This window comes from Bacillus cereus group sp. N11 (assembly GCF_016483605.1).
GTDB lineage: Bacteria > Bacillota > Bacilli > Bacillales > Bacillaceae_G > Bacillus_A > Bacillus_A toyonensis.
Map to the genome: position 1 here is coordinate 240316 of NZ_JAEHBN010000006.1, position 23826 is coordinate 264141.

Below are 23826 nucleotides of genomic sequence, written 5' to 3' on the forward strand. Positions count from 1 at the left end.
TGTTTATTATTATTTATTATTCATCCCGCATTTTTAATTGTTACAGCATATATGAATGCATAGATAATATATTCTTTTCCAGTTATGGTGTTTTATGTTACTTTTAGTTCTTTGATTAGTATAAAATATAAAACGTATAAAAAACAGAAAAATTCCTTAATATAAGGAGGAATCATAGAAATGAAAAATGAAATCCTTTATGTAGTTATGAGTGATTTAGATAGTAATAATATTAATTCTGGGCCATCTGTTCGTTCATACTCCATGTTAAAGGAATTTGAAAATCTAGATGCAGATGCAGATGTAGATGTGGTATATGGAAGTAATCCTAAGGAAAGATATGAAAAGGTTAAAAGTCTAATAGATAAAAAAAAATCATATAAATATTGTTATATTGAATCTAGGGTTGGTGTAACTAGATTTTATGATACGTTATTACTTATTTTATTGAAGAATTCGATTAGGCCTTTGAAAATTGGATTTTACTATAGGGACATGTATTGGAAATATGGAATTAATTTAAGTAATGGTAGATTAAAGCAAAGTTTTGTACCATTAATGAATAAAGTATATTTAAAGCTAATAGATAATGTTTGCGATGTAATCTATGTACAAAGTAATGCTTTTAAGAAGGCTTTACAACCATTAGTTAAAAAAGTAGATATTTTATTATTGCCTCCAGGTTGTGAAAAAATAGTATGTAATGATTTGATACAAGAAGATGCGTTTTATGTTGGAGAAATTGATTCGGTATTTAGTGGAGTAGAATTATTGATTCAAGCTTTTGAAATTATAAATATGAAAAAAGAAATAAACCTTAATTTAGTTTGTAGAAAACATGAATACGAAGAAAATCTTTTTTTAAAGGAGGCTAATCAAAAATTTAGTTGGTTAAAAATTTCTCATCATAATAAGGCAACTATAGGAGAAGTATATCAGAGAAGTAAAGTTGCTATAATTCCGAGAAGTGGAAATGAATATACTAAATTATGTTTACCTATAAAATTGTTTGAATATATATCACAAGAAAAACCAATTGTGGCAGTAAATCACGGTGAAACAGCAGATTTTTTAAATTATAATAAGTTAGGATTACTTTCTAATGATACACCTGAAGGTTTAGCTAGCTGTGTCTTAGATATGTTTAATAACGATAAATTGTATGAAGAATTTAGGATGAATATAAAACAATATAAAAAAAATAATTTATGGATGGATAGAGTTAAGTATATTAATAAAACGTTAGGATAAGATTTTAATATGAATATTAAGGAAGTTTAAAGATGAATATTTTGCACATTTCTTTGGGGCTACCGCCATATCGTACAGGTGGCTTAACAAAATATTCATTGGATTTAATGATTGAACAATCCAATGAACATAATGTATTTCTTTTATACCCTGGAAAGTTTACTATTTCTCAAAAAGTAGCTATTAAAAAGAATAAACCATATGAAGGCATAGGGGTTTACGAATTAGTAAACCCTTTACCTATTTCTTTATTAAATGGTATTAATCAACCGCCTTTATTTATGAAAAAAATAGATAAATGCATTTATGAAGATTTTCTAAAAAAGATAAACCCAGATGTTATTCATGTTCACACATTAATGGGAATGCATAAAGAATTTTTTGAAATAGCAAAAGAGTTATCTATAAAAATAATATTTACTACACATGATTATTTTGGCCTTTGCCCCAAAGCAAATTTAATGGATGCAGAAGGGAAAGTTTGTGAGGATTATGAATCTGGTCGTAGTTGCCTGTCGTGTAATGTTAATGCTCTAAGTATTCCAATGATATATGCCATGCAATCCTATCCATATCGTTATTTAAAAGATAGCCGGATTGTCAAGAGATTAAGAAGGTTAAAAAAGAACCAAACCAAAGAGAATATAGGAATAGCCGATGTAACAGGCGAGGTAAAAAAATTAGATGACAGTCTGGCAATTCAATATGTAGAATTACGCGAGTATTATTTAGACATATTGAAATTGGTAGATTATTTTCATTTCAATAGTTCGATTGCAAAAGAACAGTTTGAAAGTTTTTTAGATTTAAAAGGAAAAGTCATTTCCATTAGTCATAATAATATTCATGATTACCGTAGAGAGCGTCCTTCTAGAAAGAAAAACAGTTCGATTTTAAGGTTGGGCTACTTGGGTCCTATAGATGTGTATAAAGGATTTTATGCTTTAAAAGATACATTGGACTGTTTAAAAGGAAATGGATACAAAAATTGGCATTTAGATGTGTATGGTGATTTTATGAATAATCCAGAAATCTATAGTCCAGAACATTATACTTTTCATGGTCGATATGAATACAGCCAGTTGAAGAAAATGTTTGATCAAATTGATTTATTAATTATTCCGAGTGTTTGGAAAGAAACATTTGGATTTATTGGGCTAGAAGCTCAATCTTATGGCGTTCCAATCATGGTTTCTGAACATGTGGGATTTAAGGATCTAATAAAAGACGAGGAGACTGGATTTATTTATAAAACAGATGGAAATGATTTTATTAGTAAATTATCTTCAATATTAGATAACCCTTTGAAACTAGAGAGAATAAATGAAAATATATCTAAAATGAAATTTCCTTACATTATGCAACAACATACGAATGAAATAATAAACCTATATCAAGAGGTAAGAGCAGGAGTAGAAGAATAAATGAGGCATGTATTTATAATCGGATCCAAAGGGATTCCCGCAAAATATGGTGGATTCGAAACATTTGTAGAATACTTAACAGCTCGAAAGCAAAGCGAAGATATTCAGTATCACGTATCTTGCCTAGCTAATAATAATGATGAGTTCAAGCATAATAGTGCAAGATGCTTTAATGTAAAAACACCTGAAATCGGTAGTGCTAAAGCAGTAGCATATGATATTTTAAGTTTAAAAGAGTGCATCCGTTATATTAAAAGAAATAACCTGACAAACTGCATTGTCTACGTGCTTGCTTGTCGTATTGGCCCATTCTTTTCTTTCTATAAAAATAAACTAGAAAAAATGGGTGTAAAAGTATTTGTAAATCCAGATGGTCATGAGTGGAAGAGAAGCAAATGGAGTCCTGCTATTAGAACGTATTGGAAAATATCTGAGAAGCTAATGGTCAAACATGCAGATTTATTAGTATGCGATTCTAAAGGAATTGAGTCATATATTAAAACAGACTATAAAAATTATACCCCTAAGACGACATTTATTGCTTATGGTGCGGATGTCACAGCATCATCTTTAACAGACGATGATGTAAAATTAAATGAATGGTATAAGAAGCATGATATAAATGATAATGAATATTATTTAGTAGTTGGTCGTTTTGTTCCAGAGAACAACTATGAGCTAATGGTCCGTGAATTTATGAAATCAGATTCTAAAAAAGACTTTGTGATTATTTCTAACGTTGAACAAAATCAATTTTATCAAGATTTATTAGCAAAGACGAATTTTGATAAGGATCCTCGTGTTAAGTTTGTTGGAACTGTATATGATCAAGAACTATTAAAGAAAGCTCGTGAAAATGCATTTGCATATTTCCATGGGCATGAAGTAGGTGGAACGAATCCATCATTATTAGAAGCGTTGGCTTCTACAAAATTAAATATGCTTTTAGATGTAGTGTTTAATAGAGAGGTTGGGGAAGAAGGAGCTGTTTACTTCTCTAAAGAAAGTGGCTCTTTAGCTAACTTAATTCATGATGTCGAGAGATATTCACAAGAGCAAATTGATGAATTGGGTAGTAAGGCGAAAGATAGAATTATCCATGAATACTCATGGGAGAAAATTGTAAGTGATTATGAATCTTTATTTTTAAAGTCATAACAGAAATTAGAAGGGGATGAATCGAGGCAGATTTATTCCCTATTTCTATGATATAAAAAGGAGTGCGAGTAATTTATGAAAGGTATTATTCTAGCTGGAGGTAGTGGAACGAGATTATATCCACTGACACAAGCTGTATCAAAGCAATTGTTACCCGTTTACGATAAGCCAATGATTTATTATCCATTATCAGTATTAATGCTTGCTGGTATTCAAGAAATTTTAATTATATCTACACCACAGGATACGCCTCGTTTTAAAGAGCTATTGGGAGATGGTTCACAGTTTGGAATAAAGCTTGAATATGCTGTACAACCTTCTCCAGATGGCTTAGCTCAGGCATTTATTATTGGAGAAGAGTTTATTGGTGATGACTCTGTAGCTCTTGTTCTTGGTGATAATTTATTCTATGGACATGGTTTAACAAAATTATTACAAAACGCTGTAGAACGTCAAGAAGGGGCAACTGTTTTTGGATATTATGTAAATGATCCAGAACGTTTTGGGGTAGTGGAATTTGATGAAGATGGAAAGGCTATTTCTATTGAAGAGAAACCTCAAGAGCCAAAATCGCATTATGCTGTAACGGGTTTATATTTTTATGACAATCGGGTTGTGGAAATTGCAAAGAATATTAAGCCTTCACCTCGTGGTGAATTGGAAATTACTGACATAAATAAAGTTTATTTACAATTACAAGAGTTACACGTTGAAATTCTTGGACGTGGTTTTTCTTGGTTGGACTCTGGAACGCACGAGTCATTATTAGAAGCATCTCAATTCATTGAAACAATTGAAAAACGTCAAAGTTTAAAGGTAGCTTGTTTAGAGGAAATAGCGTTTAGAAAAGGATATATTACCCGTGAGCAACTACTTGAATTAGCAGAGCCAATGAAAAAAAATCAATACGGTCAATATTTAATTCGATTGGCAGAACAAAGTAAACAAAAACAACCAATTTATCAATAAAGGAGTACGTATAATGAAGATTGTTGAAACTAAAATTCCTGATGTAGTTATTTTAGAGCCTAAAGTATTTGGGGATCATCGCGGATATTTTATGGAAAGTTATAATAAAGAGATTTTTAATAAGCTTGGTTTAGATTATGAATTTATTCAGGATAATCAATCTTTATCCGTACCAGCCGGAACATTACGTGGATTACATTTTCAGTTAAATCCTAAAGCACAGACAAAGATAGTACGCTGTATCACAGGTGCTATTTATGATGTAGCTGTTGATATTCGTAAAGGTTCACCTACATATGGCCAATGGATTGGTGTTATTTTAAGTGAACATAATAAGCGCCAATTAGTCGTACCAAAAGGATTTGCACACGGATTTTGTACATTAGTGCCAAATTCGACAGTGGCTTACAAAGTAGATGAATACTATTCTCCTAATCATGATGCAGGTATTCTATGGAATGATCCAGCATTAGGAATCGATTGGCCGGTAAGTGAACCGATTCTTTCAGAAAAGGATACTAAACATCCACTATTAGAAGAAGCAAATATTAATTTTGTGTACGAGAAATAAGGAGGAATAACATGAAAGTATTAGTAACGGGTGGCGCAGGGTTTATTGGAAGTAATTTTGTTCGATATATGGTGAAGAAGTATCCTGAATATAATATTGTAAATTTAGATGCGCTAACATATGCAGGGAATTTAGAGAATCTAAAAGATATTGAAGAATTATCTAATTACAAATTTATCAAAGGCGATATAGCAGATCGTCAGTTTATTAATCAATTATTTAAAGAAGAAAATTTTGATTATGTGTTAAATTTCGCAGCAGAGTCGCATGTTGATAGAAGTATTACAAATCCTGATATCTTTATTCAAACAAACATTCAAGGTACACAAGTATTACTAGATGCTGCTAAAAATGCAGAAGTAAAAAAATACTTGCAAGTTTCAACAGATGAGGTATATGGAACTTTAGGCGAAACTGGTTACTTTACGGAAGAAACACCTTTGGCATCAAATAGTCCGTATAGTTCAAGTAAAGCTGGTGCAGACCTATTAGTTCGTGCTTATCATGAAACGTTTGGTTTACCAGTAAATATTACACGTTGTTCAAATAATTACGGACCATTTCATTTCCCAGAAAAGTTAATTCCTTTAATGATTATTAATGCACTGAATGATAAACAATTACCTGTATATGGTGATGGTTTAAATGTACGTGATTGGTTACATGTGGAAGACCATTGTCAGGCAATCGATTTAGTACTTCATAAAGGAAAAAATGGTGAAGTGTACAATGTTGGTGGAAACAATGAACGTACAAACATTGAAATCGTAAAAACAATCTTAAAAGCATTGGATAAACCAGAATCTCTGATTAAGTATGTTACAGATCGTCCAGGTCATGATCGCCGTTACGCAATTGATGCAACAAAACTCCGTGAAGAATTAGGGTGGTCACCGAAGTACAACTTTGATACAGGTATTGAGCAAACTATTAAATGGTATTTAGAAAATCAAGATTGGTGGAAAAATATTATTTCTGGAGAATACCAAGAATACTTCAAGAATCAATATGCGAATAGATTAGAGGTATAAAACATGAAAGTATTAGTAACAGGGGCTAAAGGTCAATTAGGACAAGATGTATTATGCTTATTAGAAAATCAACAATGGGAAGTTTTTGGATTTGGTAGAGAAGAGCTAGATATTACAAATGAAGAAAAAGTACGTGAAAAAGTACTATCTATAAATCCTGATATTATTATTCATACAGCAGCATATACACAAGTAGATCAAGCTGAGAGCGATGAAGAAACTGCTTTCAAGGTTAACGCTGAAGGTACAAAATATTTAGCGCAAGCTGCCGAAGCAGTGAATGCAAAGTTTTGTTATGTAAGTACTGATTACGTTTTTGATGGAACGAAAAATGAACCATATAAAGTGGATGATCAAACGAATCCTCAAACTGTATATGGTAGCTCAAAATTAGCTGGAGAACATTATACACAAAAGTATTGTTCAAAAAGTTATATTGTCAGAACGTCTTGGGTATTTGGCTTGTACGGTAATAATTTTGTGAAAACGATGTTGCGTTTAGCGGAAGAGAAGGCAGAATTAGGAGTTGTTCATGATCAGGTAGGTTCACCAACCTATACACCTGATTTAGCGAGATTTATTATTAATCTTGTGAAAACTGATAAGTATGGCATATATCATGGTTCTAACTCAGGAGTTTGTTCTTGGTATGAGTTTGCAAAAGAGATATTCAAGCAATCTAATATTGAATTAGTGGTCAATCCACTAACAACAGAAAACTTTCCAAGGCCTGCTGCACGCCCTAAATACTCAGTGCTGGACAAAGGGATGATTGAAGAAAATGGATTTGAATCGTTCCAAGACTGGAAGGAAGCTTTAAAAGATTTTCTCAAGAAGCTATAAGATAGTGGAAGAATCAGTGGTTTACAAATGATTTGTAAATCTGTATAGTTTTATGTGAAATAATAGTAAGTATAAGATTACTGAATTTGTTATTTGAAAGAAGGAAAAACGATGAAGAAAAAGATTCTATTTTGGATTCTAGGTATCATTGGTGTTCTTGTTATTGCTGGTGGTGTATATGCATATACTGTTTACTCTAATGTATCTAATACGTTAAATACAGTGCATAAGCCTTTGGATCGTGATAAGTCTGACAAACGAGATAAGAAAGTAGAGATTTCGGATAATAAACCTATATCTATTTTACTGATGGGTGTAGATCAGGAAGATAATGGGACAGGTAGATCGGATTCACTTATGTTATTTACCTTAAACCCAAAAACAAAATCTATGAAAATTACGAGTATTCCACGCGACTCTTATACGGAGATTGTAGGGAAAGGTAAAAAAGATAAAATCAACCATGCCTATGCTTTTGGTGGTATTGATATGTCTGTAAAAACAGTAGAGAATTTCCTAAATGTACCAGTTGATCATTATATTGAAGTAAATATGGCTGGATTTAGAGATATTGTAGATGCTGTTGGCGGTGTTGATGTAAATAACGATTTAGAGTTTACATCAAGAGATCAACATTTTGCTAAAGGTAATATTCATTTAAATGGTGAAACTGCATTAAAGTATACTCGTATGCGTTACGAGGATCCACGCGGTGACTTCGGTCGTCAAATGCGCCAGCGTCAAGTTATCCAAGCGGTAATTAAAAAGGGCGCAAGTGTATCTTCTCTAGCAAGTTACGGTGACGTATTAAAAGCAATTGAGAAAAACGTAAAAACAAGTTTAACGCAAGAGCAAATGTTTGAGATTCAAAAGAACTATAAAGATTGCATGGAGAACAGTGAAGAGATTCAAATCCCAGGCGACGGCCACAAAGCCGCTGATGGCATTTGGTATTATTATGTTCCAGATGCAGCGAAACAAGATATAACGAATAAGTTAAGAGCACATCTTGAAGTGACTAAATAATATGTAATAACCCAACTCCTTTGGAAGGAGTTGGGTTTATTTTTGCATGGATTTATATTAATATTATATGTTGTGAGATTAATAGATGAGGTGAATCGATGAATAAGAAAGCAGTACTTGTTCTTGTTGTTTTTGTATTGTTTGTTGCTTCGATTGTGAGCGGTAAATTGTACTGGAATAAGAAAGTTGCAAATGCAACGGGACAGACGAGTGAAGTGACGAAAACAAAGGCTGAAGTGAAAGATAGCGGAGCGAAGAAAGAAGAGAAAAAAGCAGAGAAAAAGCAAGGTGCGAAGTCATCTTTTAATGAAGCATATGCGAAGAATTTGCCAGATGAAGTGAAAGAGAAGTTGAAGAAAGCTGCTAAAGAGAAAAAGGCAGTGAATCTTGTTATTGTTGGTGATGAAGCTTCTTCATCTGAAAAAGATGCTTGGGCAGCTAAGTTAACAGCTAATTTAGAAACTGCTTATGGTAAAGATTTATGGAATGTGACAGTAAAGGAATATAAGGGTGAAAGTACAGAAGAGCTAATCGCGAATAAGCGTGATAAAGAGATCGCGAAAGACAAGCCAGATGTGATTTTATTTGAGCCACCATTTATTACTGATAACGGTAAAACTGGTAATGGGAACTCTGTTGTGAGTACACAGAAGTTTGTTCAAGCACTTTCTACTAGTGCAAAAGGCGCTACAATTATGATTCAACCATCAAACCCAGTATATGGTGCGAAGAATTATCCGAAAGCAATTGAGGCATTAAAGCAATTTGCGACGCAAAATGGTTATACATATGTTGATCACTGGGGAGCATGGCCTGATGCAGCAACAAAGGCTATTTTACCTTACTTACAAGAAGAGTTTGGTTTCCCAAGTGCTAAAGGACATGAAGTTTGGGCACAATATGTAACGGATTATTTCGTGGCTAAGTAATGAAAGATACACAAAAGGTATACGAGAAATCGTATGCCTTTTATTTATAATATGTGGTAAGTTACTGTTCAAGTTTGGTGGTTATTTGTTATAGCATAAGTAATTTTCTTTCATTTATACAACACGATCACTCCAAAAATCTGACTTTACCTTTGAAAAATTTGGTGTCAAATAGTATGATGGTGTAGGAAACGGAGAAAATAACGGAGATATGTGAGTGATTTTATTCCGTTATATTACTTTAAATAGATGTTATTGCGAGGATTTTTATATGGGATTTAAACAAGAAATTAGAAAATTTATTGAAGGAAATAAGCTAGTTCGTACATTGTTAAAAAAGCCTTTAGAATATCGTGCGAATAAGCAATTGCAATTAGTACGAAACAATATTAAACAATATGGAGTAGAGTGTTTACTATTAGTGCAAGAAGCTTTTAAGGAGCATGACCAAGAATTTTGGTTAGATTATGGCACGTTACTTGGCGCTGTGCGAGAAAAAGATTTCATAAGCCATGATTTAGATATGGATATTGGTACTTTTAATATAAGTGAAGAGAAGAAAAGAGCACTAGAGAAAACGTTAAATGATAAAGGTGTTAAGACGTTTAGGGAGTTCACAGTTGATGGCCATGTTGTAGAGCAAACTTTCACTTATAAAGGAACTCATATCGATCTTTTCTATTATTTTTCGGAAGATCCTAATAAAGTATGGTGTTACTTCTTTGAAGGAACGGATGAGATGTCGACGCAGGAAAGAGGAACTGAAAAGATCCTTACAGGGTGGAAAACGAAAACAGCAAGTTCTACATTGTTAGGAACGAAATTAATGCCATTCAAGGGCGAAGAATTCCCTGTTCCTTCAAATGTTGAAGAGTATCTTATTGAAAACTATGGTCCTAATTATATGATTAAGGATGAGAATTGGGATTTTGCAAATTCTGCTAGTAATATTAAAGTTGTGTCAGCCAATAACGTTGAGGCTATTTATAAATAAAAAGAAGTGCCCCTGTGCAAAATAAGCAGGGGCACTTCTTTTTATTTTAGATGATAGGAGAAATGTAAAACTGTATTTACTGAAATTTTACAACAAATTTACATTACACCTTATTAGTGATAATATTAATGTTGCGTTCAAATTTTGAATGTATTATCAATGTTATGGGGGACCACATATGCAACATGTGCTTGATATATTAGAAATTATTAATAAAGAACCACATTTAAGTCAGAAGAAAATTGCAGAACGTAGTGGGATATCTACCGGAAAAGTGAATTATATTATAAATGATTTGACGAAAAAAAATTATGTTGTTAGTGAAAAAAATGGAAAACATATAAGCTATTATGTGAAAGAACAGGGTCTTAAATTTTTGCAGAGCGAGTTAGCTACAATGCAGAAAAAAAAGATTCGTATTCATCAGCGAGAGTATAAAAAAGTTAAGCAAGCAGTTATTCTTGCGGCAGGAAATCGTAAGGAATTAGGTAAACCATCTGGGTTATTATCCATTGGTGATAAAATACTTTTAAATCGAAATTTAGAGATATTACACAATAACGGAATTGAAAAAGTTGTTATTGTTTCTGGATATAAAAAAGAAAAATTTGCTTCTTGGAATAAAGAGCAAGGAGTATACTTTGTAGAAAATCCGAAATATAAATGGACAGGCTCTATGGCTTCACTTTCAAGTGTTCAAAGTTTAATTACAGATGATTTTCTATTAATTGAAGATGATATTTTAATAGAAGAAGATGCGATTTCTCAATTGCTACAATATCCGGAACGGGACTGTGTATTGATTACGAATGAAAGTGGTTCTGGTGATGAGGCATTTGTAGAGATTCAAAACGGGAACTTGTATAAAATTTCGAAAGATGTTCATCAATTAAATCGTATTGATGGCGAGATGATTGGAATTTCAAAACTTTCTTATGATGTTTTTCTTAATATGTTGGAGTTGTTTAATCATAATCAAAATCCGTATGTGAATTATGAGTATTTACTTCTTGATGTTGCGAGAACATATGATATTGGGCATATCAAATTACAAAATATTGTATGGGCAGAAATTGATACAAAACAGCAATATGAAGTTGTGAGAAATAAAATTTACCCTCGTTTATTGAGGAAAGAAGCAGAGTTTAAAGAAAAACAAATTAAAGGCCATGTTATGGAGGCTTTAAGTATTTCAGAAGATGCTATTACAAATATTCAACCATTTGGTGGTATGACAAATACGAATTTCAAGGTAAGTGTCGGGGATTCAGAATATGTACTTCGTATTCCAGGAAGCGGTACGGAAGAAATGATTAGTCGTCATGATGAAATGGTGAATTCTAATTTGGCAAGTGAGCTAGGAATTGACGCTGAGCTTCTATACTTTAATGAAGAAACAGGTGTGAAGTTAGCAGAGCTTATTTCAAATGCAGAAACATTGAATCCGAAAACGGCGCGACGTAGCGATAATATGCAGTTAACGGCAGCTATTTTGAAGGAATTACATGAATCAAGTGCAGCGATGAGTAATACGTTTAATGTATTTGAGAAAATTGAGCATTATGAAGGTTTATTAAGTAAATCAAATGGTTCAAACTTTGCTGATTATAAAAAGGTAAAGAAGCAAGTTATGCGATTAAAAGCAATGTATGAGAAAATGGATGTTCAGTTAACGCCTTGCCATAATGATACTGTTGCTGAAAACTTTGTGAAAAACGGAGAAAATAAGATGTATTTAATCGACTGGGAGTATGGCGGCTTGAATGATCCGATGTGGGATATTGCAGCGCATAGTTTAGAGTGTGAATTCTCAGCTGAAGATGAAGAGTTATTTTTAGATTACTATTTTAATGGAAAAGTAGAAGAAATGCATCGACAAAGAATCTTATTAAATAAAATTTTCCAAGACTTTTTATGGAGTATTTGGACAAAGATTAAAGAAGCAGCGGGTAGTGACTTCGGAACATATGGAATGGATCGTTATACGCGTGCAAAAGAAAATTTACAGTTATTTTTAGAGTACTATGGAGGATACCAGTATGAATCGAAAGCAAAGTAGAGGAATTTTTTATGGTGTGTTCTCCGGATTTGCTTGGGCTATAGATACGGTTTTAATTGGGATTATATTATCCTCGACAGTTATGTTGGAAACGGAGCAAGTTATATTCCTTGCGCCGCTTGTTAGCACATTTTTACATGATTTTATGTCGACATTGTGGATGATGGTCTATATGGGACTTAAAGGTCAATTACGAACAGCGCTTTCTAAATTAAAAACAAGAAGTGGTCGTTTCGTAATGTTAGGTGCTTTAATGGGCGGACCTTTAGGGATGACGTTTTATGTATTAGCTGTAAAGTATATAGGGGCTTCGTATACGGCAGCAATTTCAGCCATATATCCAGCCGTTGGAGCATTTTTTGCATTTATGTTTTTAAAAGAACGTTTACGCTCTTGGAATTGGTTAGGACTTGTAATAAGTATTAGTAGTATTATTATTCTTGGCTTTACCGGTGATGGATTTGCAACACAAAACTATATGTTAGGTTTTATCTTTGTTTTGATTTGTATTATAGGTTGGGGATTAGAATGTGTTATTTGTGCCTACGGTATGAAGGATGGGGAAGTTTCACCAGAAGAGGCGTTGCAAATTCGCCAACTTGTTTCGTCTGTAACATATGGACTGATCATTTTACCGACATTAGGCGGGCATTTTTTAACGAAAGAAGTTATGGTAAGTAGTGAATTTATCTTAATTATATTTGTGGCGTTAATTGGGACAGCTTCGTACATTTTTTACTATAAAGCAATCCATGAACTGGGCCCAACGAAAGCTATGGGGCTGAATATTACATATTCAGCTTGGGCGATTTGGATTTCTATATTAGTAATGGGAACACCATTTTCTTGGAAATTAATTATTTGTTGTTTATTCATTATTGTAGGGGCTGTTTTAACAGTCGCGGATGCAAATGAATTTATTAAGAGAAAGAAATATAGAGGAGAGGTAGCATGAGAGCGATTTTATTAGCAGCTGGTATGGGGACACGCTTGCGCCCATTAACATTAACGAAACCAAAGTCATTAGTAGAGGTAAACGGGAAACCGATGCTAGAACGACAAATTGAATATTTACAAGAGATTGGTATAGATGAAATTATTGTTGTTACTGGATATTTATCGGAAAAATTCAATTATCTTGTTGATAAATATGAAAATATACGTCTTGTATATAACGATAAATATAATGTGTATAACAATATTTATACGATGTATGTAGTGCGTGAATATTTGGCAGATGCGTATGTGGTAGATGCTGATGTATATTTACATCGTAATATATTTATTGAAAAACCAGAGTCATCATTATACTTTAGTGCAAGGAAAGAAGATTTCCGCAATGAATGGATTATTAAGCACGATGAGAGCAAGAAAGTGTACGATATTGAAATTGGTGACGGTCATGATGATTACATTTTATGTGGCCTTTCCTATTGGTGTAAGGACGATGCGGATTATATCGTAAAAGAGTTAGAAAAAGCAGTGGAGCAAGAAGACTTTAGTGAGCTGTATTGGGATAATATTGTGAAAGATAATATTGGTCATCTGAATGTTTATTTATATGAAATTGATAGCAATGACAGCTTTGAAATAGATTCTGTCGAGGATTTAGAGAAGGTTGAAGAGAAGCTTGCCACTTTAAGAAGTTAGTTGTCGTTACGGTTCACATTATATTATTTTAAATGAATGTTTATGGTAAAATATAGGTAAGCATAAAATGTATGAGAGAAACTATATATTTGTTGTATTGAGTATAGTAGGAGGAATAACATGAGTTCAATTTTGGTTTGTGGTGGAGCTGGCTACATCGGTTCACACGCTGTGAAAAAATTAGTAGATGAAGGTTTATCTGTAGTAGTGGTTGATAATTTACAAACAGGTCATGAAGATGCCATTACAGAAGGCGCAAAGTTTTATAAAGGAGACCTTCGTGATAAAAGTTTCTTAAGAGACGTTTTTACACAAGAAAATATTGACGCGGTTATGCATTTCGCGGCTGATTCTTTAGTTGGTGTTAGTATGGAGAAACCTCTTCAATATTATAACAACAACGTGTATGGTGCACTTTGCTTATTAGAAGTAATGGACGAGTTTAAAGTAGATAAGTTCATTTTCTCTTCTACTGCGGCAACTTACGGCGAAGTAGATGTGGATCTTATTACTGAGGAAACTGTAACAAATCCAACGAATACGTATGGCGAGACAAAATTAGCAATTGAAAAAATGCTTCATTGGTATAGCCAAGCGTCTAACTTAAAATATAAGGTCTTCAGATACTTTAACGTGGCTGGTGCAACTCCAAATGGTATTATTGGGGAAGATCATCGCCCAGAGACGCATTTAATTCCTCTTGTATTGCAAGTGGCGTTAGGTCAACGTGAGAAGATTATGATGTTTGGTGAAGATTATAATACACCAGATGGTACTTGTATTCGTGATTATATTCATGTTGAAGATTTAGTAGCAGCTCATTTCTTAGGGCTTAAAGACCTACAAAACGGCGGAGAAAGTGATTTCTATAACTTAGGAAACGGTAATGGTTTCAGTGTAAAAGAAATCGTTGATGCAGTTCGTGAAGTTACAAATCATGAAATTCCTGCTGAGGTAGCACCGCGTCGTGCGGGAGATCCAGCACGTTTAGTTGCTTCTTCTCAGAAGGCGAAAGAGAAGTTAGGATGGGATCCTAAGTATGTAAATGTGAAAACAATCATTGAGCATGCTTGGAATTGGCATCAAAAACAACCGAATGGATATGCTAAGTAAATATAATAAGTGAAAGAGAGAGTATCGTCGACAAAATATGTTCGACAATATCCTCTCTTTTTTTGTATGATTTTTGCTATACTAAACTGTACTATAATACAAGATGAAAGGAGGATAAGGATGAAAATACTTGTAGTTGATGATGAATCGAGTATTCGTAATTTGATTCGAATGCAGTTAGAGATGGAAGGATATGAAGTATTAGTAGCGGCTGATGGTAGAGAAGCGCTAGAGAAGTGGAATGAAGGGCCGGATGTATTGATTTTGGATGTTATGCTTCCAGATACAGATGGGTACGAGTTACTTCGCTTGTTCCGTGAGAAAGATAGAGATATTCCAGTACTCATGTTAACTGCCAAGAGTCAGATGAATGATAAATTGCTCGGCTTGCAACTCGGTGCGGATGATTATGTAACGAAGCCTTTCAATTATGCGGAGCTCATTCTTCGTGTGAAGAATATGAGTCGGCGTGTGAAGAAGGAAGAGGTTACGGCAAGCCACGAAGTAATTCGAGCTGGAGAGTTAATAATTTGTCCTAAGGAAAGAAAATTACATGTTAGTGGACAAGAGATTCAGTTAACGTACCGAGAATTTAATTTATGTCAGCTGTTTGTTTCAAATCCACAGCGTGTATTTATGAGAGATGAGTTACTCGAGAAAGTGTGGGGCTTTGAGTATATCGGAAATACGAGAGCGGTTGATATTATGGTGCAAAGATTACGTAAGAAGCTTGGTACGAGCGGAGAATATATTAAAACAATTTATGGCGTTGGCTATAAGCTGGATTGTTAAGTGGTGATGATATGTCGTTAAAACGGAATATGGTATTTGGAATAGTTGGATTGTTGATTCCAATTCTTTTTCTTTTGTATACGGTTGTTTATATTTCACTAGAGAAGAATATGTATCATAATGCAGCAGATTCTCTTGAGAAGTTAAGTGTAGAGGCACAAATTTATACGATGAATTATTTAGAGAAAGAAGCAGAAATCGAGACGTTAGGTCCGAATTCGCTTTTAATTGCTTCGTACTTAGCGAAGCGGATGGATGTCCGTGTACAGATGATAGGAAAGAATGGAGATGTTGTTGCAGATACACAAAAAGGAGCGTTACTTCATCGAAATATTGATATTGAGAGTTCTTTGAAGGGTAAGAAAGCTTTTGTTTTTGCGGAAGGAGAGCCAGCACCCATTCTTTTGTTTTCAAGCCCGGTTTATTATGGAAACGATGTCATTGGGAGTATTCGTTTTATAGATGAGTTAACGGGTGAGAAGGAAGTTTTAACAAATGTGAGCTGGACTTTTTTAATGACATCTCTTTGTTTAGTGGCTGCAGGTATTTTCTTTGCGGTTCGCTTAGCTAGGTCTCTTCATAGGCCAATTGATCAGTTGAGACAAATGGCAAAGCGGCTTGCGAATGGCGATTATGAAAGTAAGATTGAGCTAAATGAGTATGTGGAAATTGCACAGCTTTCAGCATCCTTTAATGCGATGGCTGATGGAATTGAACTGCATATTAAGCAATTGAAGGAAGAAAAAGAGAAACAGAAAGATTTCTTGGACCGTATTACGCATGAGTTGAAGACACCACTTACGGCAATTATCGGTTATGTTGATTTAATTCCGAAGTTACACTCGAAGGAAGATGTGCAAGAGAGTCTCCGGTATGTAGCTGTAGAAAGTGAGCGTCTATTATCACTTGTAGAGGAATTACTTAAGTCTTCCAAGTACGGGACGAGTACGTTTGAAGTGTCACCTACAGTTGTGAATATAAAAGAATTAGCAGAAGAAGCAGTTTCAATTGTGAAACCTCGTCTGCAGCAATTTGAGATTGAAGTGATAAATGAGTTAACGGATGTACATGTCGTTGCGGATTTTGATAAGACGAAGCAAATCTTTTTAAATGTACTTGATAATGCAATTAAATATAGTGATGCTACGCAAATTCGCATGAATGTAATTGTAAGTGAGCATGAGGCGAAGGTTTTTGTTCATGATGATGGTATCGGTATAGATGAGGATGTACTTGCCGAGTGGAATGGGTCTCCAGGAGGGAAAATGCTTCCTTCTAGTTACGGGAACGGCTATGGTTTGTATATTTGTCAGGAGATTATGAATAAGCAAGGCGGAAGTATGCGAATTGAGAGCAGTGAAGAGATTGGTACTACGATATTTATTACATTTTTGCTTCCAAGACGAATGGAAGACATAAAAAACTTGAAAGCGGTTAAATGATACATTTATGAAACAATTATGCGGTATTTTCGAAACAACGTTTTTTTATCTTGGAGGTAGGCAGAAATGAAAAGGCTATCATTTCAAATTCTTATGTTTGTCTTTTGTATCATTGTTTCTCTTGTTTTGTTTTATGTCGTGGAGAAACAAACATATAATCGAATCACAATTGTGAATGACAAACAAGCCGTTTTACAAAGAGTGAACGAATCTCTTCCAATTGAAGTGAAAGTAAGACATGAAAAGTGGGGAGAAATTGTTGTAACGGATGAAGTTCGTTTACATACAATTGTTTCATTCTTTGACCGAATTCGAATAGAACCGAGAGAGGCAGAGAGCCAAGAACAAGTATTTACTGGAGAAGTAACGTACTTGAATGGACATAAGCGTACTTTTGCAGTAGGTGACTTGTTCCAGTATGAGGCGAACGTATACGGAAAGAAGGGCACTGATCCGATGATCTCGGCATTTCAAACGTATTTGTTAAGCCTGTATTACACGCCCGAGCGTATTAGTGATTTCTTCGCTTCAGCAAAGGATGTCATAGTACGTCAAGGGAATGTAGTACGTACTATCAATCTTACGCACATGCTTGATTCTATTCGGTACGCAAAACAAATTACAGATTACGGAGAAATTCAGAAATTATTACAATCACAGAATGAACCGATTGCTTATATTACAGCTTATAAATCAGGTAAGCATGTAAAGAATGAGCGTGAAGATATTCTTACGATTTCTGTGTATCCATCATACTTTGTTGTGCAATACCTCGGTGATAATAACGGGAATGTCATGTATATGAAAGGCTCTCTAGCAGAGTTATTCGTAAAGGAGAATGCGTCATGAGAAAGATAGCCTTTTTCTTCTTTTTGCTAGTAATTGGAGGAGCGATGTCTAGTTGCTCTCGAGATACAACCTCTATTAAATATAATAAAAGTGGTCTCCCTATTTTGGATGATCGTCATCTTGTTGCATATGTAGCGGCCCGTGAGGAAGTTGGTGAGGCATTGCTTTCATCATTTTGTAAACCGCGTGGATGTACGTATGAATTTATTCGTCTTTCGACAGAAGAACTTCTTCGAAGAGTGGAAGAAGAAGCTGGAAATCCGAAAGCGGATATTATTATTGGCGGTACAGTAGATGCACATCAAATGATGAAGCAAAAAGATCTGTCTATTCCTGTGACGAGCCAGCATGCGAATCGTATTTCAAAAACTGTTAAAGATAAAGATGGTTATTGGTACGGTTACGAAGTAGAGAAATTGGCAATCGCAATTAATAAAGAGCGGTGGAACGAAGAAATAGCACCGCTTGGCCTACCGTATCCATCCAGGTGGCAAGATTTATTAAACTCTGCGTACACAGGAAAGATTGTTATGCCAGATCCAAATGTTTCGGGTACTGCATATACGTTTTTTCAATCACTTATTGATACTTTAGGTGAAGAGGAAGCGAAGGCGTATGTGAAGCATCTTGCAGGACAGGTTGGAGAAGTAACAGTGAATGGTTACATACCAGCAGAACTTGTGGCAAGTGGTGAATATATGATAGGCATCAATTTTATGGGAGATCAGAGAATGCTTCAAAAACGAGGCTTTCCTATTTTAAGTAACGAACCTGAGCAAACAGGTTTGTCTGTCAATGCGATTTCGAAACTAAAACGTGCACCGAGTGGTATTATTGCGGATTTATTTATTGATTATTGTTTATCAGAAGAAGCGGGTCACATTTTAGAAAAAGTTTCGTTTGGCGTACCAACGATGTTTGCGAAGAATGAGAAAGAAATAGAAGGACAGCCGGTTAGAAGGGCGAACCAAAATATATCAAATAGTGGAATAATCGAGATATGGAATAGACAGCGTCTCTCTCAAAAGTGAGAAAAGGAGACGAGTGTATATGTTTAAATGGCTTAAGCCAGCACCTGCAATTGAGAGATTACCAGCGGATATGATCGCGAAAGTATATACGTTACTACGTATTCGTGTGCTAATCGGAATCTCTGTTGGATATGCTGCTTATTATTTAGTACGCAGTAACTTTACGTTATCAAGTACGTATTTAGTACAAGAATATGGTTTTAGTACAGCTGAAATTGGACTACTAGGTTCAGTAATGGCGATTGTTTATGGGTTTAGTAAGTTCTTTATGGGGAATTTATCAGATAAAGCTTTTGCCCAGCGCTTTATCGCAGTCGGATTATTCTTATCAGGGCTTGTAAATATTTGTTTCGGGTTTGCATCTTCATTTGGAATGATTGTTACATTACTTGTCCTGAACGGTATTGTACAAGGTATGGGAGCACCACCTTGTAGTATCGTTATGACGAAATGGTTCTCAAAGAAAGAACGCGGTACGAAAACAGGTATTTGGAATATTTCACATAACGTTGGCGGAATGCTTGTGCCACCACTTGTCGGAATTGGTGTAGGTATTTTCGGTGAAAGTCATTGGCAAGGCGGCGTGTTTATTTTCCCAGCGATTATCGCAATGGTAATTTCAGTTCTTGTTTGGATCAATGCGAAGGATACACCAGAGTCTGAAGGTCTTCCTCCAATTGATGAGTATCGTAATGACTATGAAAATCTTGAAAAAGCAGATAATGCTAACAAGATGTCACCAAAAGAGATTTTAATGAAATATGTAGTGAAAAATAAATTTGTATGGTTCTTATGTATTGCAAATGCATTTGTTTATTTAATTCGTTTCGGTGTTATTAACTGGGTTCCACTTTATTTAACGACAGTTAAAGGTTTTTCAAAAAATGAAGCACATGCAGCATACGCAATCTTTGAAGGTATGGCAATTCCAAGTTCATTAATCGTTGGTCTTCTAAGTGATAAATTATTTAAAGGGAAACGTATGCCATTGTGTATTATTAGTATGGTTGGAGTTGTTATTGGTACGTTTGTATATTGGCAAGCAACTAGCGTACTTGTTGTAAGTATTGCAGTTTCTATTATCGGATGTTTAATTTACGTACCACAGTTCTTAATCGGTTTAAGTGCGATGGAATTAGTACCGAAATTTGCGGTAGGTACTACAGTTGGTATGTGTGGTCTGTTCGGTTATGTGGGCGGAAGTCTTGTAGCAAACGCAGCAATTGGTGTTATTGTTGATCGTTCTGGCTGGGATGGTTGCTTTATCTTACTATTAACAGGTGCGATTTTATCAACAGTCTTCTTGTTCATCGTTCAACGTGGACATGAGAGAAAAGATCCTAAAGCGGCGTAATATTTTGTTTGAAAAGCTATCCAATTTTTATATTGGATAGCTTTTTCTATATAATATAATATTTCCTTAAAACTATCTTAAAAGATACGATGTCATATTTCTAATCATTGGAATTTTTGTTACAATATAAATGAATGTGTAAAACTTTGTAAAATGATTGTAATAATATATGATTATTTTTCAGAAAGTTTTATACAATTATGGTGTTTATTAAACTATTAATTTATAAAGGGAGAGAGAATATGTTACCAAATACGGTTCGTACTCCAAATAAGAAGAAAAAATGGATTATTATCGGAGTTATTGCACTAATTGTTATTGTAGCAGCAGTTAATATTTTTATTATGCAAGGTAAGAAGAAGGGCGCATCAACAACGGCTGATGCTGTAAGTTTTGAGAAAGTGACAGAGCGTAAGCTGAATAATACGAAGTTAGTTTCTGGTCAGGTGAAGCCTGGGAATATTGAAAGTTTCTATGCGGATCCGGCCAAAGGAAAAGTGAAAGATATTGAGGTAAAAGAGGGACAAGAGGTAGAGAAAGGTACGAAGTTATTCTCTTATGATAATGAAGAGATTAATCTTCAAATGAAGCAAGCTGAGCTTGATCAGAAGATGGCAGATATGCGTTATGATCAAGGGAAAAAGAAGATTGATTCGCTTAAGAAAGAAATTAAGAAGGTGAAAGATAGCGGAGCTGGGAAAGAAGTAACAGATCCGATGGAAGAGCAAGTAAGTGAGTTAGAAATAGCGCAAAAAACAACTGACCTTGAGAAAGAGAAAGGGAAGTTACAGAAAGAAGAGTTAAATAAAAAGCAGAAAGAGCTTACGATTTATAGTAATTTTGCTGGTGTTGTTCAAAAGTTAGATAAAGATGCGGCGCAAAGTTCATCTCAAGCGTTAGGTGGACAAGGGAAGGCATTTTTACAAGTTGCTTCTAAAGATCCGTTCCAAGTTCAAGGGACTTTAACAGAGCTTCAGAAGTCACAAATCCAAAAGGATCAAACATTCACTGTAACTGCGAAAGCAAATAATAAGAAGAAGTGGACAGGTAAGATTACAGAGGTAAGTGAATTCCCAACGAGTGCAGAGATGGGTCAAGCTGGTGGTGTAGGTGAAGCAACTCAAAATATGTCCCAATATACATATAAAGCAAGTCTTGATAGCCAAGACGGTTTATCTCCAGGTTACCATGTTTCATTACAAGTAAACTTAGAGAATAAGACGATGATTGCTGTTCCAAGTAAGAGCATTGTAGAAAAAGACGCTGATGCATTTGTTTATATCGAAGAAAAAGGAAAGCTTCGTAAACAAAATGTGAAAAAAGGTGCTACGGATGGAGATTGGACAGAGATTACTGAAGGCGTAACAGTGGGGCAAAAGGTGGTTAAAAATCCTTCCGACAACGTGTATGACGGAATGGAAGTGAAAGAGAAATGATTACGCTAAATAATATTGCTAAGACGTATTATCAAGGGAAGCTTGCGGTACCGATTTTGCATGGTATTAGTTTAACGATTCAGAGTGGTGAGTTTGTTTCGATTATGGGGCCTTCTGGTTCCGGTAAGTCAACGCTTATGAACATTATTGGTTGTTTAGATCGTCCAACAGAAGGCGAATATATGCTGAATGATGTGAATATCTTAACAGCAGACGAGTCAAAGCTCGCTTTAATTCGTAATGAATATATCGGCTTTGTATTCCAGCATTTTAATTTACTGCCGCGTCTCTCTGCGGTGGAAAATGTTGAACTTCCGCTCGTATACGGTGGCGTGAAGAAAGCAGAACGTCGTAAGCGTGCCTTAGAGGCGTTAGGTAAAGTTGGATTAGCGGACCGCGTACATCATTTACCGAATGAATTATCAGGTGGACAGAAGCAACGTGTAGCGATTGCAAGGGCAATTGCGAATAACCCAACGTTCATTATGGCCGATGAGCCGACTGGTGCGCTAGATACGAAGTCTGGTGAGCAAGTTATGGATATTTTTACGAAGCTTAATGCAGAAGGTACGACAATTGTTATGGTTACGCATGAAGAGGAAGTAGCGGCTTATTCGTCTCGCCGCATTGTACTGCGAGACGGGAAAGTTACAGAAGATAGAAGGTGTGCAGTATGAGTTTACTAGATAGTATGAAAATTGCCTTATCGTCTATTTTAGCTCATAAACTACGCTCGGCTTTGACGATGCTTGGGATTATTATCGGTGTAGGCTCTATTATTACCGTCGTTGCGATTGGGCAAGGCGGGGAAGCTGCATTGAAATCTCAATTTGTTGGATCAGGTAATCAAACGGTTCCGATTCATTATAGTGCTGATATGAATGATCCTTTTGGTATGGGGATGGTAGAAGCACCGAAAATAACTGAAGAAGATATTTTTGAAATTAAAAAAATTCCAGAAATTTCACATGTTGTAACAACAAATTCAAGTATGGAACCACTTGATATTGAAGATAAAGTAGAAATGGTGAGTATTACTGGATTAGACAGTGAGTATTTTTCAGTAAATAAAGTAAAGCTGTTAAAGGGACGTTCTTTACAAGAATCAGATGTGGATCAAGGTAATAACGTTGTCATGATTAGTAAACAAATGGAAGAAAAGGTATTTAAGGATGCCAATCCAGTCGGTAAAATTATTGAAATGAAGGGTCAACCGATGCAAATTATCGGTGTCTACAAATCAGATAACGAGTTTATGGGAATGGGACCATCAGAAGCATTAATTCCAATTTCATTATGGCCGACACTGTATGGAAAAGATGAAATTCAAAATATTTCTGTTCAAGCAAAAAATGTAGATAACTTAGAAAAAGCAGGTAAAAAAGCTGCAGATGTCTTAAACAGTCGTAAACCGAGTGATGCAACTGGTAAATACGAAGTTATGAATTTAAAAGAACTTCAAGAAGGTATTTCAAAGATGACCGGTATTATGACAATGATCATCGGCGGTATCGCTGGTATTTCACTAGTCGTTGGTGGTATTGGTGTTATGAACATTATGCTCGTATCTGTAACAGAACGTACGCGCGAAATTGGAGTACGTAAAGCACTTGGAGCGACGCGTAGTAAAATTTTATTACAGTTTTTAATTGAAGCAGTTATGTTAACGCTTCTAGGTGGTTTAATCGGAATTGGTCTTGGGTATGGCGGGGCATATATCGTTTCCACATTTGCGAAGTGGCCACCGCTCGTTTCATGGGAAGTTGTCGTTGGAGGAGTACTATTCTCTATGACACTTGGTATTGTTTTTGGATTAATTCCAGCAAACAAAGCTGCGAAATTAGATCCAATTGAAGCATTACGTTATGAGTAATTAATAGTGTAGTAGAACTACACATTACCGT

Annotated in this window: 22 protein-coding genes; all 22 read left to right on the forward strand. The window is 34.9% G+C overall.

What is annotated here, in order from left to right; genetic code table 11:
* Positions 1–180: 180 nt before the first annotated feature.
* Entirely contained in the window at positions 181–1251 is a 1071-nt protein-coding gene (locus JDS98_RS12500; protein WP_199633932.1) for a glycosyltransferase, read from the forward strand.
* A gap of 32 nt (positions 1252–1283) precedes the next feature.
* Positions 1284–2675: a glycosyltransferase gene (locus tag JDS98_RS12505; RefSeq protein WP_199633933.1), complete on the forward strand. Its 1392-nt coding sequence runs from the start codon at positions 1284–1286 to the stop codon at positions 2673–2675.
* Complete coding sequence (gene cps2T, locus JDS98_RS12510) at positions 2676–3833, forward strand: beta 1-4 rhamnosyltransferase Cps2T (protein ID WP_098648644.1); 1158 nt, start codon at positions 2676–2678, stop codon at positions 3831–3833.
* A gap of 75 nt (positions 3834–3908) precedes the next feature.
* Positions 3909–4802: a glucose-1-phosphate thymidylyltransferase RfbA gene (gene rfbA, locus JDS98_RS12515; RefSeq protein WP_000676107.1), complete on the forward strand. Its 894-nt coding sequence runs from the start codon at positions 3909–3911 to the stop codon at positions 4800–4802.
* Positions 4803–4815: 13 nt separating this feature from the next.
* A complete protein-coding gene (gene rfbC, locus JDS98_RS12520) occupies positions 4816–5373 on the forward strand; it encodes a dTDP-4-dehydrorhamnose 3,5-epimerase (protein ID WP_000706202.1) in 558 nt (185 codons plus the stop codon).
* 11 nt (positions 5374–5384) lie between these two features.
* Positions 5385–6404 (forward strand): dTDP-glucose 4,6-dehydratase, encoded by a 1020-nt coding sequence (rfbB, locus tag JDS98_RS12525; RefSeq protein WP_000866930.1) that lies wholly within the window; start codon positions 5385–5387, stop codon positions 6402–6404.
* A 3-nt stretch (positions 6405–6407) separates the two neighbouring features.
* Positions 6408–7247, forward strand: a complete 840-nt coding sequence (gene rfbD, locus JDS98_RS12530) for a dTDP-4-dehydrorhamnose reductase (protein WP_199633934.1) — start codon at positions 6408–6410, stop codon at positions 7245–7247.
* Between the two features lie 111 nt (positions 7248–7358).
* Positions 7359–8273, forward strand: a complete 915-nt coding sequence (gene tagU / locus JDS98_RS12535; RefSeq protein WP_000727068.1) for a polyisoprenyl-teichoic acid--peptidoglycan teichoic acid transferase TagU — start codon at positions 7359–7361, stop codon at positions 8271–8273.
* A 98-nt stretch (positions 8274–8371) separates the two neighbouring features.
* Complete coding sequence (locus JDS98_RS12540; protein ID WP_199633935.1) at positions 8372–9202, forward strand: SGNH/GDSL hydrolase family protein; 831 nt, start codon at positions 8372–8374, stop codon at positions 9200–9202.
* 271 nt (positions 9203–9473) lie between these two features.
* Entirely contained in the window at positions 9474–10196 is a 723-nt protein-coding gene (locus tag JDS98_RS12545; RefSeq protein ID WP_000505982.1) for a LicD family protein, read from the forward strand.
* 178 nt (positions 10197–10374) lie between these two features.
* Complete coding sequence (locus JDS98_RS12550) at positions 10375–12255, forward strand: phosphocholine cytidylyltransferase/choline kinase family protein (protein WP_199633936.1); 1881 nt, start codon at positions 10375–10377, stop codon at positions 12253–12255.
* Positions 12236–13210: a DMT family transporter gene (locus tag JDS98_RS12555; RefSeq protein ID WP_001080586.1), complete on the forward strand. Its 975-nt coding sequence runs from the start codon at positions 12236–12238 to the stop codon at positions 13208–13210. The genes JDS98_RS12550 and JDS98_RS12555 overlap by 20 nt, the downstream gene beginning before the upstream one ends.
* A complete protein-coding gene (locus tag JDS98_RS12560; protein WP_199633937.1) occupies positions 13207–13905 on the forward strand; it encodes a sugar phosphate nucleotidyltransferase in 699 nt (232 codons plus the stop codon). Before JDS98_RS12555 ends, JDS98_RS12560 begins: the two co-directional genes overlap by 4 nt.
* A gap of 120 nt (positions 13906–14025) precedes the next feature.
* The gene (gene galE, locus JDS98_RS12565) at positions 14026–15018 is read left to right on the forward strand and encodes a UDP-glucose 4-epimerase GalE (protein WP_000095039.1); all 993 of its coding nucleotides are present in this window, start codon (positions 14026–14028) and stop codon (positions 15016–15018) included.
* 120 nt (positions 15019–15138) lie between these two features.
* Positions 15139–15810: a response regulator transcription factor gene (locus tag JDS98_RS12570; protein ID WP_000699589.1), complete on the forward strand. Its 672-nt coding sequence runs from the start codon at positions 15139–15141 to the stop codon at positions 15808–15810.
* Between the two features lie 11 nt (positions 15811–15821).
* Positions 15822–17252, forward strand: a complete 1431-nt coding sequence (locus JDS98_RS12575) for a sensor histidine kinase (RefSeq protein ID WP_199633938.1) — start codon at positions 15822–15824, stop codon at positions 17250–17252.
* A gap of 66 nt (positions 17253–17318) precedes the next feature.
* Entirely contained in the window at positions 17319–18101 is a 783-nt protein-coding gene (locus JDS98_RS12580; protein WP_000826601.1) for a DUF3919 family protein, read from the forward strand.
* Positions 18098–19132, forward strand: coding sequence for an ABC transporter substrate-binding protein (locus JDS98_RS12585; protein ID WP_098912472.1), 1035 nt, complete (start codon positions 18098–18100; stop codon positions 19130–19132). The genes JDS98_RS12580 and JDS98_RS12585 overlap by 4 nt, the downstream gene beginning before the upstream one ends.
* Positions 19133–19151: 19 nt before the next feature.
* The gene (pgtP, locus tag JDS98_RS12590) at positions 19152–20486 is read left to right on the forward strand and encodes an MFS transporter (protein WP_000477572.1); all 1335 of its coding nucleotides are present in this window, start codon (positions 19152–19154) and stop codon (positions 20484–20486) included.
* Positions 20487–20728: 242 nt separating this feature from the next.
* A complete protein-coding gene (locus tag JDS98_RS12595; protein WP_199633939.1) occupies positions 20729–21922 on the forward strand; it encodes an efflux RND transporter periplasmic adaptor subunit in 1194 nt (397 codons plus the stop codon).
* The gene (locus tag JDS98_RS12600; protein ID WP_000631624.1) at positions 21919–22599 is read left to right on the forward strand and encodes an ABC transporter ATP-binding protein; all 681 of its coding nucleotides are present in this window, start codon (positions 21919–21921) and stop codon (positions 22597–22599) included. Before JDS98_RS12595 ends, JDS98_RS12600 begins: the two co-directional genes overlap by 4 nt.
* On the forward strand, positions 22596–23795 hold the full coding sequence (locus JDS98_RS12605; RefSeq protein WP_000054399.1) for an ABC transporter permease: 1200 nt from the start codon (positions 22596–22598) through the stop codon (positions 23793–23795). The genes JDS98_RS12600 and JDS98_RS12605 overlap by 4 nt, the downstream gene beginning before the upstream one ends.
* Positions 23796–23826 lie beyond the last annotated feature (31 nt).

Bases quoted from the DNA above. Each gene is read 5' to 3' on its own strand.
- JDS98_RS12500 (WP_199633932.1), top strand. From the start codon at position 181: ATGAAAAATGAAATCCTTTATGTAGTTATGAGTGATTTAGATAGTAAT.
- JDS98_RS12505 (WP_199633933.1), top strand. From the start codon at position 1,284: ATGAATATTTTGCACATTTCTTTGGGGCTACCGCCATATCGTACAGGT.
- cps2T (WP_098648644.1), top strand. From the start codon at position 2,676: ATGAGGCATGTATTTATAATCGGATCCAAAGGGATTCCCGCAAAATAT.
- rfbA (WP_000676107.1), top strand. From the start codon at position 3,909: ATGAAAGGTATTATTCTAGCTGGAGGTAGTGGAACGAGATTATATCCA.
- rfbC (WP_000706202.1), top strand. From the start codon at position 4,816: ATGAAGATTGTTGAAACTAAAATTCCTGATGTAGTTATTTTAGAGCCT.
- rfbB (WP_000866930.1), top strand. From the start codon at position 5,385: ATGAAAGTATTAGTAACGGGTGGCGCAGGGTTTATTGGAAGTAATTTT.
- rfbD (WP_199633934.1), top strand. From the start codon at position 6,408: ATGAAAGTATTAGTAACAGGGGCTAAAGGTCAATTAGGACAAGATGTA.
- tagU (WP_000727068.1), top strand. From the start codon at position 7,359: ATGAAGAAAAAGATTCTATTTTGGATTCTAGGTATCATTGGTGTTCTT.
- JDS98_RS12540 (WP_199633935.1), top strand. From the start codon at position 8,372: ATGAATAAGAAAGCAGTACTTGTTCTTGTTGTTTTTGTATTGTTTGTT.
- JDS98_RS12545 (WP_000505982.1), top strand. From the start codon at position 9,474: ATGGGATTTAAACAAGAAATTAGAAAATTTATTGAAGGAAATAAGCTA.
- JDS98_RS12550 (WP_199633936.1), top strand. From the start codon at position 10,375: ATGCAACATGTGCTTGATATATTAGAAATTATTAATAAAGAACCACAT.
- JDS98_RS12555 (WP_001080586.1), top strand. From the start codon at position 12,236: ATGAATCGAAAGCAAAGTAGAGGAATTTTTTATGGTGTGTTCTCCGGA.
- JDS98_RS12560 (WP_199633937.1), top strand. From the start codon at position 13,207: ATGAGAGCGATTTTATTAGCAGCTGGTATGGGGACACGCTTGCGCCCA.
- galE (WP_000095039.1), top strand. From the start codon at position 14,026: ATGAGTTCAATTTTGGTTTGTGGTGGAGCTGGCTACATCGGTTCACAC.
- JDS98_RS12570 (WP_000699589.1), top strand. From the start codon at position 15,139: ATGAAAATACTTGTAGTTGATGATGAATCGAGTATTCGTAATTTGATT.
- JDS98_RS12575 (WP_199633938.1), top strand. From the start codon at position 15,822: ATGTCGTTAAAACGGAATATGGTATTTGGAATAGTTGGATTGTTGATT.
- JDS98_RS12580 (WP_000826601.1), top strand. From the start codon at position 17,319: ATGAAAAGGCTATCATTTCAAATTCTTATGTTTGTCTTTTGTATCATT.
- JDS98_RS12585 (WP_098912472.1), top strand. From the start codon at position 18,098: ATGAGAAAGATAGCCTTTTTCTTCTTTTTGCTAGTAATTGGAGGAGCG.
- pgtP (WP_000477572.1), top strand. From the start codon at position 19,152: ATGTTTAAATGGCTTAAGCCAGCACCTGCAATTGAGAGATTACCAGCG.
- JDS98_RS12595 (WP_199633939.1), top strand. From the start codon at position 20,729: ATGTTACCAAATACGGTTCGTACTCCAAATAAGAAGAAAAAATGGATT.
- JDS98_RS12600 (WP_000631624.1), top strand. From the start codon at position 21,919: ATGATTACGCTAAATAATATTGCTAAGACGTATTATCAAGGGAAGCTT.
- JDS98_RS12605 (WP_000054399.1), top strand. From the start codon at position 22,596: ATGAGTTTACTAGATAGTATGAAAATTGCCTTATCGTCTATTTTAGCT.